At 50.9% G+C, this 17,281-nt stretch carries 13 protein-coding genes; 6 read left to right on the top strand and 7 right to left on the bottom strand.

Annotated features, from left to right (window positions below; genetic code table 11):
* Window positions 1-152 precede the first annotated feature (152 nt).
* On the bottom strand, window positions 153-458 hold the full coding sequence (locus RDM26_RS00475; RefSeq protein WP_307737118.1) for an ADP-ribosylglycohydrolase family protein: 306 nt from the start codon (window positions 456-458) through the stop codon (window positions 153-155).
* Window positions 459-493: 35 nt separating this feature from the next.
* On the opposite strand from RDM26_RS00475, the gene RDM26_RS00470 reads away from it, so the two are divergent.
* The gene (locus RDM26_RS00470) at window positions 494-2,056 is read left to right on the top strand and encodes a hypothetical protein (RefSeq protein ID WP_307737117.1); all 1,563 of its coding nucleotides are present in this window, start codon (window positions 494-496) and stop codon (window positions 2,054-2,056) included.
* A gap of 274 nt (window positions 2,057-2,330) precedes the next feature.
* Here the strand turns inward: RDM26_RS00470 and RDM26_RS00465 are convergent, their stop codons facing one another.
* From RDM26_RS00465 to RDM26_RS00450, 4 genes are all read right to left on the bottom strand, one after another.
* On the bottom strand, window positions 2,331-5,336 hold the full coding sequence (locus RDM26_RS00465) for an HsdR family type I site-specific deoxyribonuclease (RefSeq protein ID WP_307737116.1): 3,006 nt from the start codon (window positions 5,334-5,336) through the stop codon (window positions 2,331-2,333).
* 302 nt (window positions 5,337-5,638) lie between these two features.
* On the bottom strand, window positions 5,639-6,178 hold the full coding sequence (locus tag RDM26_RS00460; protein WP_307737115.1) for a restriction endonuclease subunit S: 540 nt from the start codon (window positions 6,176-6,178) through the stop codon (window positions 5,639-5,641).
* A gap of 9 nt (window positions 6,179-6,187) precedes the next feature.
* On the bottom strand, window positions 6,188-6,862 hold the full coding sequence (locus RDM26_RS00455; protein WP_307737114.1) for a restriction endonuclease subunit S: 675 nt from the start codon (window positions 6,860-6,862) through the stop codon (window positions 6,188-6,190).
* Window positions 6,859-8,433, bottom strand: a complete 1,575-nt coding sequence (locus tag RDM26_RS00450; protein WP_307737113.1) for a type I restriction-modification system subunit M — start codon at window positions 8,431-8,433, stop codon at window positions 6,859-6,861. Before RDM26_RS00450 ends, RDM26_RS00455 begins: the two co-directional genes overlap by 4 nt.
* A 360-nt stretch (window positions 8,434-8,793) precedes the next feature.
* Here RDM26_RS00450 and RDM26_RS00445 point away from each other — a divergent pair, with 360 nt between their 5' ends.
* The 3 genes from RDM26_RS00445 (at window position 8,794) to RDM26_RS00435 (ending at window position 14,039) form a co-directional block, all read left to right on the top strand.
* Window positions 8,794-12,954, top strand: coding sequence for a G5 domain-containing protein (locus tag RDM26_RS00445; protein WP_307737112.1), 4,161 nt, complete (start codon window positions 8,794-8,796; stop codon window positions 12,952-12,954).
* 172 nt (window positions 12,955-13,126) lie between these two features.
* Window positions 13,127-13,681, top strand: a complete 555-nt coding sequence (locus RDM26_RS00440) for a hypothetical protein (protein WP_307737111.1) — start codon at window positions 13,127-13,129, stop codon at window positions 13,679-13,681.
* Window positions 13,682-13,772: 91 nt separating this feature from the next.
* Window positions 13,773-14,039, top strand: a complete 267-nt coding sequence (locus tag RDM26_RS00435; protein ID WP_307737110.1) for a type II toxin-antitoxin system RelB/DinJ family antitoxin — start codon at window positions 13,773-13,775, stop codon at window positions 14,037-14,039.
* Window positions 14,040-14,056: 17 nt separating this feature from the next.
* Here RDM26_RS00435 and RDM26_RS00430 read toward each other — a convergent pair whose 3' ends face one another.
* A complete protein-coding gene (locus RDM26_RS00430; protein WP_307737109.1) occupies window positions 14,057-14,590 on the bottom strand; it encodes a YbhB/YbcL family Raf kinase inhibitor-like protein in 534 nt (177 codons plus the stop codon).
* Window positions 14,591-14,720: 130 nt separating this feature from the next.
* On the opposite strand from RDM26_RS00430, the gene RDM26_RS00425 reads away from it, so the two are divergent.
* Window positions 14,721-15,182, top strand: coding sequence for a TrmH family RNA methyltransferase (locus RDM26_RS00425; RefSeq protein ID WP_307737121.1), 462 nt, complete (start codon window positions 14,721-14,723; stop codon window positions 15,180-15,182).
* Here RDM26_RS00425 and RDM26_RS00420 read toward each other — a convergent pair.
* The gene (locus tag RDM26_RS00420; RefSeq protein WP_307737108.1) at window positions 15,179-15,619 is read right to left on the bottom strand and encodes a hypothetical protein; all 441 of its coding nucleotides are present in this window, start codon (window positions 15,617-15,619) and stop codon (window positions 15,179-15,181) included. The two genes, RDM26_RS00425 and RDM26_RS00420, sit on opposite strands and share 4 nt — an antisense overlap.
* Window positions 15,620-15,903: 284 nt before the next feature.
* On the opposite strand from RDM26_RS00420, the gene lpdA reads away from it, so the two are divergent.
* Window positions 15,904-17,271, top strand: coding sequence for a dihydrolipoyl dehydrogenase (lpdA, locus tag RDM26_RS00415; protein ID WP_307737107.1), 1,368 nt, complete (start codon window positions 15,904-15,906; stop codon window positions 17,269-17,271).
* Window positions 17,272-17,281: the final 10 nt, after the last annotated feature.

Raw genomic sequence — 17,281 nt, 5'->3', positions numbered from 1 at the left:
TTCAAGCAGAAGACGGCATACGAATCCGGAAGATGTTTGCACTAATGCCTCCGGGGACCCACCCGGACTTTAAGAATGTTCCCGAAGCTGCGCGACCACTATGGATCTAGACTGGGTGGTTAGGCGCGGCCACAGACCGCGCACTTATCGGTCTACCCGGGATAGAAGCGGCGATCTATTTGCTGGAAACGTTCAGCTACTTTTTCGAGGTAGTAGCAGCCTTTCAGCTTGGCTAACCATTCAGCAGGGATCGCCTTTTCTCCGTAGGCGGCACCCGCAACTGTCCCGGTCAGGGCGGCGTAGGTAGCGCTGTCCCCTCCGAAACTGACAGCGGTTTCGATGGCTTCGCGGAAAGAACTGGCGTGATGGCAACTGCGATGGATCCGCCGCATCCCCGTAAGCGGTTGCTGTGGGGTTAGCAATACACAAGTACCGGCTGGGAAATTACCTTGATACACTCGTTATGGGTATCTCATTACAAGCAGGAGGAATAATGAAGAATTGGTTGCGTACCACGGCTGCTTTTGCAGGCGTGGCGGCCCTGACACTGGGGGGCGCTGTTTCCGCTGTAGCAGCAAACAGTGTTGACGACGGTAGCAACGTCAAGACCTTCGATGTTACTTGGAGCGACAAGGTCAAACGGTACGACCCTAAGCTGGAAGGCACCAAAGTTGACATGCTCCTTTATTGCGAGGTCTACGAGTTTAAAGATGGTAAGCCAACCGGCAGCCTACTTGACTACGAGTGGCCGATGCTCAACCTCACCGTTGGCAAAGATGAAAAAATTCCCCTCAACGTGGATCTCAATAAACCCAAGTACGAGGGTGTTGACAAGATCGGCGTTCAGGACTGTTACCAGTATCGCGACGGTAAGTACGGACACAGCCAGTTCTCTTTTTCAACCGGCTATAGCAATGGCGTTGAAAAGCTCGCCATGAACCAGCAGGCCAACACAGATTTCAAGTTTGAGTTGGTTAAAGGCGAGTGGGATGGGGAAACCTATCTTGGTAAGGTTCCCGAGGGCAAGGCACCCACAATCACTATCGGAGTGTCGCAGTATAAGGCCGATGACCCGGTTACCGAAGATGGCGAAAAAATCTACAAGCCGCTTATAACCAACGGTGGCGACCCGGCGGCAAACAAGTATGTTTTCGCCGATAAGGCTGCTCATAGGCCTTCTGCCGAAGTCACTCCGAAGAACCGTGAAGATACTCCTATTACTCGCGCTTCAATTGGTAATAGCCTGGACATGTTCTCTGGCTACACGGGACGTTACCGGTGGTACCAGTTGACCGCTTCGATTGACGATCCTGAACAAGCTAAGCTCTTCCGCGTTGAAAGCGTTGAAGGTAATGACATTGATGGCTGGGTCGTGAAGGTAAGCTCAGCTGTCCGCACAATGACTCCCGAGGCCCCCACGCTAGTAGAGGCAGATAAGTGCGGGGTTGAGGGTACGGTACAGCTTCCCGAGTCCAAGTACTTTGATTACGAAACCGTTACCGAGGGAACCAAAGTTTCGGTAGCAGCCCTATTGAAGCAGGATTTCAAGGGCAAGATCGAAGTTAAAGGCGACACCGAGTGGGAGTTCAATGTTGCTCCTAAGCCATGCACGATAGATCCAGCTGAACAGTTGGCAACTCCGGCTGCTCCTAAGCTGATTAATCCTTCTGCTGATGATCCTGCTTCTTGCACCATCAAACCTTACGTGACGATTCAGAAGACCGAAGGCGTTTCCTACACGGTTACTGCAAACGGCGTGGAGCTGAAAGCTAACCAGGATGGCAATTACATCTACCCGTACAACTCGAAGGTACAAGTTAAGGCCTCCGCATTGGACGGTTACTTCTTTGCTGAAGACGCGGTAACTGAGTGGACCTGGGACAGCCAAGATACTGCAATGGCCCCAGCCTGTAAGCCGGCTCAGCCTAAGAATAAGCAAGCTTCTCAGCCTATGAAGAAGCTGGCATCGACTGGTGCTGAGGTCGCTTCCCTACTCGGCATCTCCGCTCTACTGCTCCTTGCAGGCGGTGCGCTAACCGCCCGCAGGTTCAAGTAACCAATTAGCAACCTGTATTTCGCCTCCCGGCTAATGCCGGGAGGCGAAATCTTTTTATACGACCTTATGCTCCTCATCCAAAGTTTAACTAGCACCTTAGCAACCGCGTTATAAGCTCAGATACCGCTTGCGGGCTGGACGTTAGCAACTAACGCCTAGCGAGTTTGGCGCGCATTCTAGTCACCGCCGCCCGGAGTATGCCCCTTATTTTTTGAAAGCCGCTCAACGCTGCTCTTCATAGAACCTGGTCAAAATTATGGGCATTAGCCCAAAACTATCCGAGGGTATGGAAACGATCAAAGAAGGTTTTCAGTTTTTCAATTACCCGATTCTTGCGTTCAATCCGGCTATCAGCACCCGTAGCGAACAGGGATCCGCGCGGTAAAATCTGGTCAATATCGGATCCAGAGGTTTCCAGATGTCCCCGCCTAAACATGGCGTTAATGAACCGCTCGGTTTCAGGTTGCTTCAGATTTTCTTCCTTGACAATTCCTGCAAGCTCGATAGCTTTTTGATCAGTTAGGAAGGCTTTCCACTCTTCATCAATCTCACCGCTAGTGGCAGAAACCGAATCCACGAACCGTTCAATCAGATCCAGCTTATTCTGGAAGGTAGGACTGGATTTAACTGCGCGGCGAATATCTTCCCGCACTTCCTGGCGGCTCTGCTCAGCGTGCTGGTCACGGTATTTTTCTACCAGCATCAAAATGTAGTCAACATTTACTTCGACCTGCTTGATCAACTCGATTTCAAAGGTCAAATCATCATTGATCCGTTTACGTTCCCCCTCAGATTCGGCACGCCGCTGCCGGTAAAGCTCAATATATTCTGACTGATAGTCTTGTAGGTCACGCGGACTGAGCGGATCTTTTTCCTCAAATTCATCGAAAGCAGACAGAATATTTCGCAACCGCAACAGTTCCCCGAAAGTTTTTATAAACAGGTCTTGCTCGGCCTCCCCAATAATTAGCTCACCTGGCTCCCAGCGCGACAACTGGTCAAGTTTTTCCAAATAGGCATCAAAATAAACCCCGAAAGGCTTAAGTACCGTAATCCCCTCAGCTTCTTTATTACCGAAGAGGGCGATAGCCTCGGACGTTTCTTTCTCCAGATTCCTAAAGGAAACAATATTTCCGTAAGCTTTCACCGAGTTCAAAATGCGGTTAGTACGCGAATAAGCCTGCAACAACCCGTGGTGATGCATATGCTTATCCACCCACAACGTGTTGAGGGTTTTCGCATCAAAACCAGTTAGGAACATGTTGACTACCAGCAGCATATCTAGCTGGCGGTTACGCATCTTCTCGGACACGTCCTCATAGTAGGCACCAAAACTATCTGCCGAGGTATCGAAACTACTCCCAAACATTTGGTTATAGTCTCTAATCGCAGCCTCTAAAAACTCGCGGTCAGGGAGTTCTAAAGCCCCGGTATCGAAATCTTCTTCCGGCAGCAGCCCGTCGCTATAGTCATCCGAGTTCGGGGCATAGGTAAAAATAGTGGCGATTTTTAGGCGTTTATCGGCAGCAAGCTCGCTTTGCTGTCGCGCAAACTCTAGGTAGTAGGCTTTAGCGGCTTTAACGGAGGCGGCGGCAAAAATAGAGTTAAACCCCCGCACCCGTTTACCTTTCAAGGAATAGTAAGAGTTCCGTTTAGTTTTTTGATCAAAATGAGCCAGCACATAAGAGACCACTTCCCGAATCCTGCGCGGATCCAGCAAAGCCTCCTCGGTAGCAATCGCGAGCACTTCCTCTTCCCTAATCCCCTCCCGAGGTTTAAGGGTGTTCACGTAGTCAATACGAAACGGCAACACGTTTTGGTCACTGATCGCATCGGTAATGGTGTAAGAATGCAGGCGGTCACCAAAAACTTGCGCAGTCGTGCGGATCGCCAGCGAAGAACCCGTAGCCTTATTTTCGTTAAACAGCGGAGTGCCGGTGAAACCAAACAGGTGATAGTTACGAAATGCCCGCTTTATCGCCTGATGCATATCCCCAAACTGGCTGCGGTGGCATTCATCGAAAATAATGACAATATGGCTGTCATAGATTTTGTGTTGGCTATTAGCGCGCACAAAATTAGCTAGCTTTTGGATAGTAGTAATCACGATCTTGGCTTTATCGTTCGCCAATTGCGCAGCAAGCTGCCGGGTAGACCGATTAGAGTTAACCGCTCCTTTTTGGAAAGCCTCATATTCTTTCTTGGTTTGATGATCCAGGTCTTTGCGGTCAACCACAAACAGAACCTTATCCACCCCCTCCACCTGGGTAACCAGCTGCGCGGTCTTAAAACTGGTGAGAGTTTTCCCGCTGCCAGTGGTGTGCCAAATATAGCCGCCGGCCTCAATAGTGCCCAGCTTCTTATAATTGGTCGCGATCTGTACCCGGTTAATAATCCTCTCGGCCGCCACAATCTGGTAAGGACGCAACACCATCAGGTTCTTCTCGGTAGTAAACACACAATATTTCGTGATCACATTGAGTAAAGTGCGCCCGGACAGGAAAGTCTTTGCAAAATCCATGAGCTCCGTAATGTGACGGTTACGCGCATCAGTCCACCAAGAAGTGAACTCAAAACTGGCTGCACTCCCCCGCTTACCTGACTTCGCCTGCTCTTCCACATGCTGCTTTCTGGTAGTGTTCGCATAATATTTCGTGTAAGTCCCGTTGGAAATCACAAATAATTGCACATATTCGAATAATCCATTGCCTGCCCAAAAACTGTCCCGCTGATAGCGGTTAATCTGGTTAAAAGCTTCCCGCAGCTGCACTCCCCGCCGTTTTAGTTCGATATGCACCAGAGGAAACCCGTTTACCAGGATAGTTACGTCGTAACGGTTATGGTGAATGCCCTCAGTTTCATACTGGTTAATCACCTGCAGACGGTTACGGTGAATATTAACCTTATCCAGCAAGTGAATATTCTTTTGAGTGCCGTCATCCCGCTCTAAAACCAGGGCAGCGGGACTAGCTTGGATAATCGCAGTTTTTTCTAAAATCCTGCGGGAAGGATTCGCCAACTCGGATTTAAAGAAACGCTCCCACTCGCGTTCACTAAAAGAAACCTCGTTTAAGTCTTCCAGGCTGCGGCGCAAATTATTTTCGAGGGCGAAGGCATCTTTTATCGGTAAATACTCGTATTGTTGCCGCTGGAGTTGTTCGATTAACGCTTTTTCGAGGGCGGCTTCGCTCTGATACGCCTTTTCTTTGCGTTCTTCCGGCTCGTAGGTGGCGACTACCGTAGCATCTTCACTGGTGGCAATCGGTAAATAGGTGTTCATGAAGTCTCCTGGAAACAACTGGAGTTGGTAACTGTTTCTATCTTAGTGGCGCTGGTGCTTTAAATTTGTGTTACCTAGCCGAAGCTCGCCCTGCGAGCCTAATGCGCCTAGTAAGTCCGCACGAGGCAAAAGCTTTCCCTACCTGGTATGACCGGGGGAGAGATTTTTCCTCCCGCCCAAGCGTTATTATCGCCTACCGCTTGCGGGTCTGGCTCGGTAAAAGCACTCCGGGGACCCCGTGACCTGCTACGCAGGTCAAGCCCCTCTCGTATCTTTTACCGGCCGCGACCCAAATCGCGCATTTACTTTGCGGGAGTGAAAGTCAGTAGCCGGTCGCGGTAATACTCGTACTGTTTACGCCGAGCCGCAATCTCCGCCGGTAAACCCGAAGAAAGATCGTTTACCAAAGCGTCGAACTTGTCGAGGATCTGCACAATGCGTTGCTGCTCCGAGAGACGAGGAAGCGAAAATTTATAATCCATTATTGCTTTCTTATCCCCACGCGGCATTTTCGCACCTTTGGCAAACCTATTGTTATATTCAAAGAAATCTTCAGAAGCTAGAACATGATAAAGAAATCTTGAGGTAATCTCTTTTTGTTTTTCATCTTTTATAGAAATTACTAATACGTCACCACTAGCACCACCGGCAAGGTTGCTTTGCCAAATCTTTCGTAGATATGGGCGTATATTGCCTATGAGAATATCGCCAGGATAGAACTTAGATAGCTTACTGGTATTGGGAGCGTAGTCTGATGGTTTTTTGCCACGCTTATTCGCTATCAGATTATCGACACCGACATATGAATTGTTGTCAGTTAAAGATGCGGATATTTTTTCCACCGAATAACTCTATACATCTCGTAAAGATATTAGTCTAGCTACGCCCCCCACGCGGTTATTCATGTTCTCAAAACTGAGAAGCGAGTCGCGGTAGTACTCGTACTGCTTGCGACGAGCTTCTAGCTCCGCTTCTAGCTCCGCTTCTAGCTTGGTGAAAGAATCTAGAATCCGTACGATTTCATCTTGCACTTCCAGCGGCGGCATGGGGAATTTGAAACGTTTAAATTGCCTCATATCCACAGAGGCAAAGCTGGAATTCATTGTATTTTTCTTACACCAGTCAGCTAGAACAAAGGTGTAATAAAACAAAAACTTAATATTAAAAAGAGCGGCATATTTTTCGCGTAAAGTTAGGGCTGTTAGCTGCTGATTACATAAACCGGGGACTTTCATTAATGCATGTTCGCCAATAGTAGCTAATGTTGAAATGATTATGGTACCCGCAGGGAATAAGCCACTGTTTTTTACGGCCGACGGAGATACATTTTCAATCGCTTCAGTGAGAATTCTGTCGCTACCTCTAATGTCAGCCAACCTAAACCAGGGAACTGTTCCATTTTCCCAATATTCGGGATTTTTCCTTGAAGGCGTATAACCGTTTCTAGTATTGAACAACTCCTGCAAAACTATAAATTCCACCCCGTTGGGACAACATTGCTCGATTAGGTCGTCTATGCAGCTCATGCGGTTGCCTCGCTGGAAGCGCCCTCCAGGTCAGCGACAATGGTATCGATGGCTTCCCGTAGCTTGGCTTGGCGCTCCACGATGCCGGCAATGTCTTGATTGAGCTGGTGAATATCAATCTTTTCCCGAGTGTCCTTGGGTTCTACGTAACTGGATACCGAAAGGTTGTAGTCGGCCTCGGCAATATCTTCTATCGAAACCAGCTGCGCAAAGTGATCCTGATTTTCCCGTTTCCCGTAGGCATCAAGAATCTGGTCACGGAAAGGCTCGGTAATCTGGTTCTTAGTCCCCGAGCGTTCAAACAGCTCGGAAGCATCAATAAACAGCACATTCGAATCTTTCTTCGACTTCTTTAGCACCAGCACGCAGGTGCCGATAGAAGTACCGAAGAACAAATCCACCGGCAATTGGATAACCGCATCCACATAGTTGCCATCCACCAGATATTTGCGGATCTTCTTTTCCGCTCCCCCGCGATAAAGCACCCCGGGGAACTGGACAATCGCGGCCGTGCCGTCAACGGCCAGCCAAGACAAAATATGCATCGTGAACGCCAGATCCGCCTTACCCTTAGGAGCTAGCACCCCGGCAGGTGAAAAACGTTCATCATTCATTAAAGTCGGCGAATCCGCGCCTATCCATTTAGTGGAATAGGGCGGGTTAGAAACAATCGCTTCGAAAGGTTCATCATCCCAATGCGCCGGTTCCGTAAGGGTATTGCCTAAGGCAATATCGAATTTAGAAAAATTCACCCCATGCAAGAACATATTGATCCGGCACAGGTTATAGGTGGTGAGGTTAATTTCTTGCCCGAAGAAACCCTCCTCCACATTTTCGCGCCCTAATACTTTCGCGAACTTCAACAGTAGGGAGCCGGATCCACAGGCAGGGTCATAAACCCTACCTACCCGGGTTTTGCCGAGCACCGTCAGCCGGGCTATCAGTTCCGAAACATCTTGGGGAGTGAAGAACTCGCCCCCAGATTTTCCAGCCGACGAGGCATACATAGTCATCAAATATTCGTAGGCATCACCGAAAGTATCAATATCGGCATCCTGGTAGTCACCCAGCTCCAAGTCGCCGATAGCTTCAAGCAGTTTGACCAGCTTGGCGTTTCGTTCCGCGATCGAGTTCCCCAAACGGGGACTATTGGTATTGACGTCATCAAATAGCCCTTTAAGGTCTTCTTCCGAGGAAGAACCGATAGCCGAAGCCTCAATATCGGCAAATACGGACGCTAAAGTCTCGTTTAAGTTTTGGTCACGAGGCGCGGCTCGGCGCACGTTTTTAAACAATTCTGAGGGCGGGATGAAAAACCCCAGGGTGTTCACCATATATTCCCGGGCGGTTTCTGCCTGCTCATCATCTATTTGGGCGTAGTTGAAACCCTCTTCCCCGCCCTCGGCCTGTATCTTATTTACCCAATTAGTGATGTGTTCCGAAATGAAACGGTAAAACAACATTCCCAACACGTAGGCTTTGAAATCCCAACCATCTACGCTGCCACGCAAATCATTGGCCACCCGCCAAATCGTCCGATGCAGATTAGCGCGTTGATCTGATGCCGCCACTAGAACCCCCTAGGTAATAAACTCGTTAATAGTCTAGCGAGGCTGAAGCGTATCCTAGTTACCGCCACGCAAAGACTGCCCGCAGCGCACTTTCTGCGATTATCACTAATAGAAAAATCGAACGGCTGTGGTAACGACAAAAGCACTACTGGCTGGGCGGGTCACTAAAGTTATACCTGCCGGTAAGGGATACTTCTCCGGTATTTTTAGAGGTAAATCATATTGCATTTAATCATGAGAAGCTTTAATATAAAGAGTGTTTTATAAGTCCTAAATTTGCGGGCACTAGCAGACGACCCGTGCACATAACGTGAAATCTTTAGGAAGGACTGATTGATGTATTCCTTAAGTAAGCCCGGAGTGCGGAAGCGTTTTTCGCGTTCCTCTATTGCGGCTTTATCGGCTTTGGCTTTAGCGGCGGGCACCTTAGTGACAGCCCCAAGCTTCATGTCACCTCAATCCGCTGCTGCAGCAGAGCTCTCCGGCGGTATCCGTGATAAATCCGGTGCGGTTGAGAAAGGCGATCAAAAAGCTTCCGACCTGCCGGCAGGTTCGTGCGTGGTTGAAAGCAGCGAGCCGGAGGGTAGCCAGGCCGGTTTTACCTGGAATACCATGGAGCCCAGTGCTACCAGCCCCTCGAAAACCCTGTGGGGTCTGAGCGTCTCCTTTGATAACTCGAAGGACCGCACATTTGCCGATTGGTCCTTCATCAATACGGGGAACCTTGGCACACTCTTGAATACCGGCGAGGTGCCTTCCATGGAGGCCGGCCAGACCTTCCTTGGCAAGAGCGTCACTCACAAGGCTGACGAGAGCATCGTCATTGATGGTTTTCGCGCGCTACGAAACCTGAATATCTACGCAGAACTGACTGAGGAGAAGGTCGGGCAGTTCGCTTCGGCCACTGCCGACAATCCCGTTCGTTACGCCTGGCAGGGCAACTACAAGAAGGATCATACTGGCAACCTCTATGCCACGCAAGGTTCCAGCTCGGCATTCGGCGCTACTGTAAACCCGTGGCCGAGCGAGAACATCGAATGTAACCCGATTACGGTGTCGTGGGAGTCTTTCGAGAAGCACGTGATCATCCCTGGTGAGGAAACCAAGGTCGGTACCGTCAACATTCCTGCTGTGCAGAACGGTGGCACGGATGACTCGATGTCCCGCATGGTCGTGGAAGTCTACGACGGCAACGGCCAGTTCATCGGCACCACAGACCCAGCAGCCTCCGGTGGTACGCAGAACCTGCGTATCGACGAAACGACCGGTGACATCTACTTCACCTGGCCGGAGTACCGTGGCACGGGTCTAAAGGACGACAAGAACGTGCATTTCGCGGTGCTGGCAAAGCCGCGTACCGTGGATCAGCTCCAGAATGCCGTTGAAAACAACATCGGCGAAGAAGGCAAGACCTTCGACAGCTCGAATTCGCTGGATCGCTACAGCAAGGCGAACGTTATCGACTCGAAGTCATTCTCTCTGGATGATACGGAGTATCACAACCCGCAGTATGACAAGACCGATGCCTCGATTATCTCCGGCGTTGATAGCGCTACCGGCCCGCTGGCAACTGCGCCCCAGAAGGTGACCTTTACTCAGACTGCTGACTTGATCAAGGATCTGGCAAAGAAAAAGGGAGACGGCGGCTTCGAGGCTAAAGTCAAGTTGGACGAGAAGTACGTCTACGAGGGTTGGACCGTTGAGATTGACGAGGACTATAACGTCACCGTAACCGCCCCGGAAAACCCGAAACCGGGCACCTTTGCCCGCCCGACGGTCATCGTGGAGTACTCAAACGGCTCCACGGACGAGCTGCAACTGCTGGTAGTTGTTGACCCAAACAACACCCAGGTCACTGACCTCGTACGCCCGGGCTTATCTAAAGGCAAAGTGAATGAGGAAATATCTGCACAGATCCTAACTAAGTCGATTATGAAGGGGCATTTGCCTGTCCCTCCCGCAAAGTTCGAGATTGACCCGGATAGTGTGCCAGAAGGCTGGACCGTCACGATCGACAATACCGGCAAGGTCACTGCCAAGGCAGACGATAGTGTCGCCCCAGGTACCATTATCACTCCGAAAGTTAAGGCCACCTACCCGGATCAGACCACCGATGAAATTGAGGTTCAGTTCCAGGCCTTCGCGGAAATCAAGATCCCTGATTATGACACGGTAACCGGTAAGCCGAATGCAAAGGTCAGCTTGCTGCCGACTATCCCCGAACGTGGTCTTAGTGGTAACACTACTGACGAGGCTCCAGATAGCTACACCTTTGAGAATGGTCAAACCGAAACTCTTCTAAAAGATAAAGACGGTAATGAGTGGACCGTTACTATCAACGAGAACACAGGTGAAATCACCACTACCATCCCAAGTGACGCGGAGGAAGGCGATCAGCTAGATGTTCCGGTTATCGCGCACTACAAGGATGGGAATAAGTTCAAGCCACAAAAGGTGACTGGTACGGTCGTTGTTATTAAGGGTGACCTGAAGGCGGAATATAACGTCCAGGTGACTGGCCCGAACCAGGCGGTAAAGCACCAGGTTGAGGGAGCTCCGAAAGGCTCCACGTACTCCTTTGGGAAGAACGAGGACGGCTCGCCGATTACCAATAAAACAGTTGACGGCTGGAAGTACCAGATTGACCCGAACACCGGTGAGGTCACCGCTACCCCACCGGCAGATGCCAAACCAGGTGATAAGAAGACCATTACGGTCACCGTGGACGCTCCCGGAGACTTGACCACCGACACCCCGGTCACCACCGTAGTGAAGTTGATGAATAACTGGGAGGCCGAGCCCTCGTACCCGGTAGAAACGGTGTACCCCGGCGATAGTGCGACTCTCCCGGTGACTCTTGAAAAGCCTAAGGATATTAAGGTTGCTGAGAACAATCCGTACAAGCTGGGAGATCTTCCTGCCGGTTGGACCGTCAGTATTGACGATAATGGTCAGATCACCGCAACTTCTCCCGCAGATGCGAAACCGGGCGATCAGATCGAGATTCCGGTCACCGTAACATACGAAGACGGATCCATCGACATCACTAAAGCCGTGGTTAACGTCGTTGATGTTCCGACACACGAAGTGCCCTTCGATGTCGAGTACAAGTACGACGCCACCATCCCTGCTGGAACCTACAAGGTAGAGACCGAGGGTAAGCCGGGCAGCGAGAAGATGAACAAGGACGGCTCTTGGGAACGCACCAAGGATCCGGTCAACGAGGTCGTCCTCGTCGGCACCAAGCCGTCCGAGACCTCTGAGCAGGTTACCTGGACTGCTCAGGTTCCGTTCGAGGTTGAGACCCGCCCGAATCCGAAGCTCAAGCCGGGTGAGATCAAGATCGTCCAAAAAGGCGTGCCAGGCGAGAAGACCTACACTGCGGACTTCGCTTCCAAGGGCAACGACGCAACCGTCACGCCCGAGGAGAAGCAGACCAAGGATCCGGTCAAGGAGATCATTGAGTACGGTCCGGCACCCGCGGACACCGAAGTGGTGACTACGGTAGAAAAGCCGGTTCCGTTCGAGACCAAGATCGTCTTTGATGACACCTTGGAAAAGGGTAAGCAGGTGGTTGACCAGCAGGGCGAGCTGGGCACCGACCTGGTAACTTCAACTCAGAAGATCAAGGACGGAAAGCTGGACGGCGACCCGACCGTGACCACTGAGCGTACCAAGGATCCAAAAGATCAGATCATCCGCGTAGGCACCAAGTGCCCGCCGGCTTCTGACACGGTTGAGTGGACGGAAAAGACCCCGTTCGAGGTAGAGGTGCGTGTCAACCCTGAACTGAAACCTGGCGAAAAGAAAGTCATCCAGGAAGGCAAACAGGGCGAGATCAAGCACACTGTCACGGTGAAGACCGAAAATGGGCAGCTCTCCAAGGAGGAATCTTCCGAGAAGATTAGCGATCCAGTTAAACACATCGTGGAAGTTGGTCCGAACAAGACTAAAACCGAGCTGACGGATACGCACAAGGAACAGATTCCGTACGAAACAATCATCGAGTACGACCCGAATCTAGAAGCTGGCAAGATGGTTGAGGATCAAGCTGGTGAACTGGGAGAAAAGGAGATCACCAAGACCTGGCAGCTGGAGAATGGCGAGCCGGTAGGCGATCCTGAAGTCTCGGAAAAGGTCATAAAGGATCCACAGAATCGTAAAGTCCGCGTAGGTACGAAGTGTGTCTGCGAGGTTCCGACCGATCCGACAGATCCGACTGATCCCACTGATCCGAGCGATCCTACAGATCCGACTGATCCGTCCGACAAACCCTCTGACAAGCCAGTTGAGCCGGTTAATCCGGGGGATAATCCCTCAAATAACCCCAGTAAACCAGGTAAGACTAAGCAGGTTACAAAAGGCTCGTATAAGTCTAAGAACCCCACCTATACTAGAAGCTCTGCAGACTCGCTAGCGCGAACTGGCGCCGATGTGGCGAAGACAGCATACGTGGGTATGGGGATGATCGGTGCCGGTTTGGTACTGGCTGTTGCCAGACGTCGGAGTCGTCGTGACTAACGGCTTAGTCTGAGCGGGGGGCTACTTCCCCATCCAGACATCCCAAAGTAAGTGGCTCGGTGCAATATAACGCACCGAGCCCCTTGCTTTCTTCGTTTATCTCAAGCTGCACCGCTGGTGGTATCGTGACCGTAAGAACTATTATTGCTCTCTAAAATCATCGGGGATAATTATGCAACGCGAACAGTTCCTGTTAACTCAGTTAAAACGTGACAGCAAAATCTATGCAGTATGTTTGAAAATATTTCTGGTTTTTATGGCCATATTCGCGCTCGCATTCATCGGAGTTTTAATTGCCGGTTTGGGAATCGAAGTATCGATTTTTGACGGCTTCTTATTCGTTCTTATCGCCATTGAGTACCCGATTATTAAACAGCTTAAGGGGAAAGCTGATTATGCCAGCGCCGAAATTGAAAAAGCCCTAGCCACACCTGGTTTTCAAATCCCTGATGACTACAGCGATAAAACCAAAAAGATTCGTGACAAGATACAGCAAGATCCCCAAAAAGTTCTGATTTCAGGCATCCTAATCGCGGTGTTGGCATTAACCTGTTTCGGGGAAAGCGCCATGTTGATATGGGTATGTTCTCTATCTGGATTCGAAGATTTCAATGCCTGGTATGCTTTCGCCATCGGCATCTTTGCATTTATCGGCTTAATGCTGTTGTTCCTTACCCTGCGTTATTTGAAAGATTACAAGACCGCAAAACAGCTCCAAAATCACTAAATATGTGCGTATTAGACATATAATACGCACATAACCATTGATCTTTCACCCCAGTATTTCTAGTATTAATAACAGAAGAGGAGGGGTAACGATGACTAAAGTTAGTACCAACATCAACTTAGATGCCGACCTCAAGCGCTCCGCACAGCTTTTACTTAAAGATCTGGGAATGGATCTAACTACTGCGGTCACCATATTCTTGCGGCAAACCGTGCGAGATCAAGCAATCCCATTTCAAATATCGCGAGATATCCCTAATACCCAGACCCTGGCTGCCTTGCGAGAATACGAGGAAATGAAGGCGCATCCCGAGAACTACCCACGCTACAGTAGCTTCGAACAAGCAGTGAAGGATTGAACTGCCCGTTACGTCCCCTACTTGTTCTGGTAGGTGACCTCGAGGGTGGCTCTCGCCAAGGAATGGAAGAGCGCCTGGAAGTTAGCAGCTGCCGCCGACGCGTCCTCATCCAGTTCCAAAGTTTCCGTATCCAGGGCGTGAACGGCAAAAATATAGCGGTGAGGACGATCCCCCTTCGGCGGAGCTGCCCCCATATATGACCAGCCGCCCCCATCGTTGCGCAAATGGAACGCCGCGCCCTCAAGCTCTAAGTCACTGCTGCCCGCGCCAGTCGGCAGGGAAGTCATCTCCGCCGGAATGTCCGTAATCAACCAGTGCCAAAACCCGGAAGGCGTAGGGGCATCAGGATCAAAGCAAGTAAGCAGGAAAGACTTGGTTTCTTTGGGGAAACCGCTCCAAGAAAGCTGCGGAGACAGGTTCTCCCCCGCCGCTAGCTGCGCGGTCGGCATCTGCCCTCCTGCCGTCATATCGGTAGAACTCAAAGTAAAAGTGGGAAGCTGTGGCAGCGCCTGGTAAGGGTCCAGAGCTAGCGGGCGTGAGTTAAGATCCATGATTCCTCCAATACGTTCAGTGCTTTTGCCTCTAGGCTACGTGAATAGCCCCGCTCAGGCAGCAAAATCACTAACCGATAACCTCCCCGGAATTATTTAGCAATTGCGAAAAGGCAATAGAATCGAGGGCGTGTTGCATTTGATCTATTTCGAGCCGCGGATTCCGGGAAATACCGGAGCTGCTATCCGCTTATCCGCCTGCACCGGAACCCTATTACATCTGGTAGAACCACTTTGTTTCGATATGGACGACACGAAGCTCAAGCGCGCGGGACTAGACTACCACGACCTGGCACATGTGAAAGTGCACCCTAATCTAGAGGACGCCCTCGCCGATATACCCGGAAAAATCCATGCTTTTACCGGTCACGCCAAATTGCACTTCCAAGAGACCTCCTACGGAAGTGAGGATGGATTACTATTTGGCCCCGAACCTACCGGGCTCCCCGAGGAAGTCATGGCACATCCTCGGATAGCTGACCTGGTGCGAATCCCGATGGTGCCGCATTTGCGTTCATTGAACCTAACTATTTCCGCTTCTATCGGCCTGTATGAAGCTCTGAGGCAGAACGCTTACCCGAATTTAGTTTAATTACCGTTCCCGGGGCGCAGCGGCGACGATACTATCAGCCAGAGCAAAGTCAGCGCCGTTAAAATCGCGGGTAAATAATAGTATGCCTGCCCCCAGTTATACAGCAGCTGCGCGCTATCTAAATGCGCGGACGAAAAGACATAAGCAAATAACACCAGCAGCAAAGCTTCGACCCCAGTGAGCGTCCAGGCCAGCAAGCGCATCCGCCGTCCGTTATGAATCACCGCGATCGATAAAACAATCCAGTGCGCCACATTCGCCAGCGACAACATAGCCAGTCCATAACCGGCCGACCCAGAGGCCGGCAGGGTGGAAAACTCGTGGAACAACGCAACCACCGCAAACACCACTAAGAGTGCCATAAAGATGCGCCCGGCTCCCCAAGAGGCGGTGCGCGGATCTTTATGGGACTGTTGCGCAGACTCAGATGCTGACAATATCTTCTCCGAATTTTTGCGGTAGGTGTCTTTAGATTTTACCCGCACTAGTTGCAGGCACCCCCACTCTCACCCCAAGCTCAGAAAAAAATATTGTATTCTCCTTCACATTTTTTCGCCGTCTTGAGAAAGAGCGTTATTCACCGTGCGTTTACCGGTCAAAAATGAAACAATGTTTGCAGGTGTCTGTAAGTGTGCCGGCAAGCATGAACCATTACTAAAGGTTCTGGCCTCGCCCGGTCATGGCCAGACATAGCCGTGCTTTTATCAAGGAGAACATCACAATGACTAGCACCTATGACATTGTAGTTTTGGGCGCGGGCAGCGGCGGATACGCTACCGCCTTGCGCGCTTCCCAACTGGGCATGAAAGTCGCCCTTATCGAGGGGGACAAAGTGGGTGGCACCTGCCTCCACCGAGGCTGTATCCCCACCAAGGCAATGTTGCACGTGGCAGAAACCGTGGATGCTATCAAAGAAGCCTCTCGCCTGGGCGTAAAAGCCACCTTTGACGGCGTTGATATGAACGAGGTGGGTCGCTTCCGGGACAAGACCATTTCTCGCCTCCATAAGGGACTACAGGGTCTGGTGAAATCCCGCAAGATCGACTACATACAAGGTTGGGGTCGCGTCATCAGCCCCAACACCGTACAGGTTGGCGATCAGACTTACCAAGGGAAAAATCTGGTACTAGCTACCGGCTCTTATTCGAAGTCCCTTCCTGGTCTGGAAATCGAGGGACGAGTGATCACTTCCGATCAGGCTCTACAACTTGATTGGGTTCCCAACAAGGCAGTCGTGCTCGGCGGCGGAGTTATCGGAATCGAGTTCGCGAGCCTGTGGGCTTCCTTGGGCACCGAGGTAACCGTGATTGAAGGGCTACCTCACCTTGCGAATAACGAGGACGCCTCCATTTCTAAAGGTCTAGAGCGTGCATTCCGTAGCCGCGGCATTGCCTTCAAGACCGGCACCATGTTCGATTCAGTTACCCAAACTGGTAACTCGGTGCAAGTTAAAACCCAGTCCGGCGATACCTATGATGCCGACGTACTACTCGTAGCGGTGGGACGCGGTCCGCGCACCCAAAACATGGGATTTGAAGAAATCGGGGTAAATATTGATCGCGGTTTCATCCCGGTAGATGAGCACTTGATGACTAATGTTCCCGGGGTATATGCCGTAGGCGATATTGTTCCCGGTCTGCAACTGGCGCATCGTGGTTTCGCGCAAGGCATTTTCCTCGCCGAATACTTAGGGGGCCTGGATCCTCAACCCTTGGTAGAACCCAATATTCCGCGGGTTACTTTCTGCGAGCCCGAGATCGCTTCGGTTGGTTTAACCCAGACGCAAGCGGAAGAAAAGTTCGGCAAAGACCAAGTTAAAGTCACCGAATACAATCTGGCAGGCAACGGCAAATCCCAGATTCTAGGAACTGGGGGAATCATTAAACTGGTGGCGCAAAAAGACGGCCCGATCGTAGGCTTCCACGCCCTCGGCAAACGGGTCGGCGAACTGGTTGGGGAAGGCCAATTAATGGTCAACTGGGAAGCCTTCCCGGAAGACTTGGCGGCCTTAGTGCACACCCACCCCACCCAAGACGAAGCAATTGGTGAAGCCGGAATGGCTCTTGCCGGCAAACCCTTACATTCCTAGGGTCCAGAAA

It is taken from the genome of uncultured Varibaculum sp. (assembly GCF_902489465.1).
GTDB lineage: Bacteria > Actinomycetota > Actinomycetes > Actinomycetales > Actinomycetaceae > Varibaculum.
Note: the sequence above shows the minus strand (reverse complement) of the source record. Positions and strands in the feature narration are given on the sequence as shown.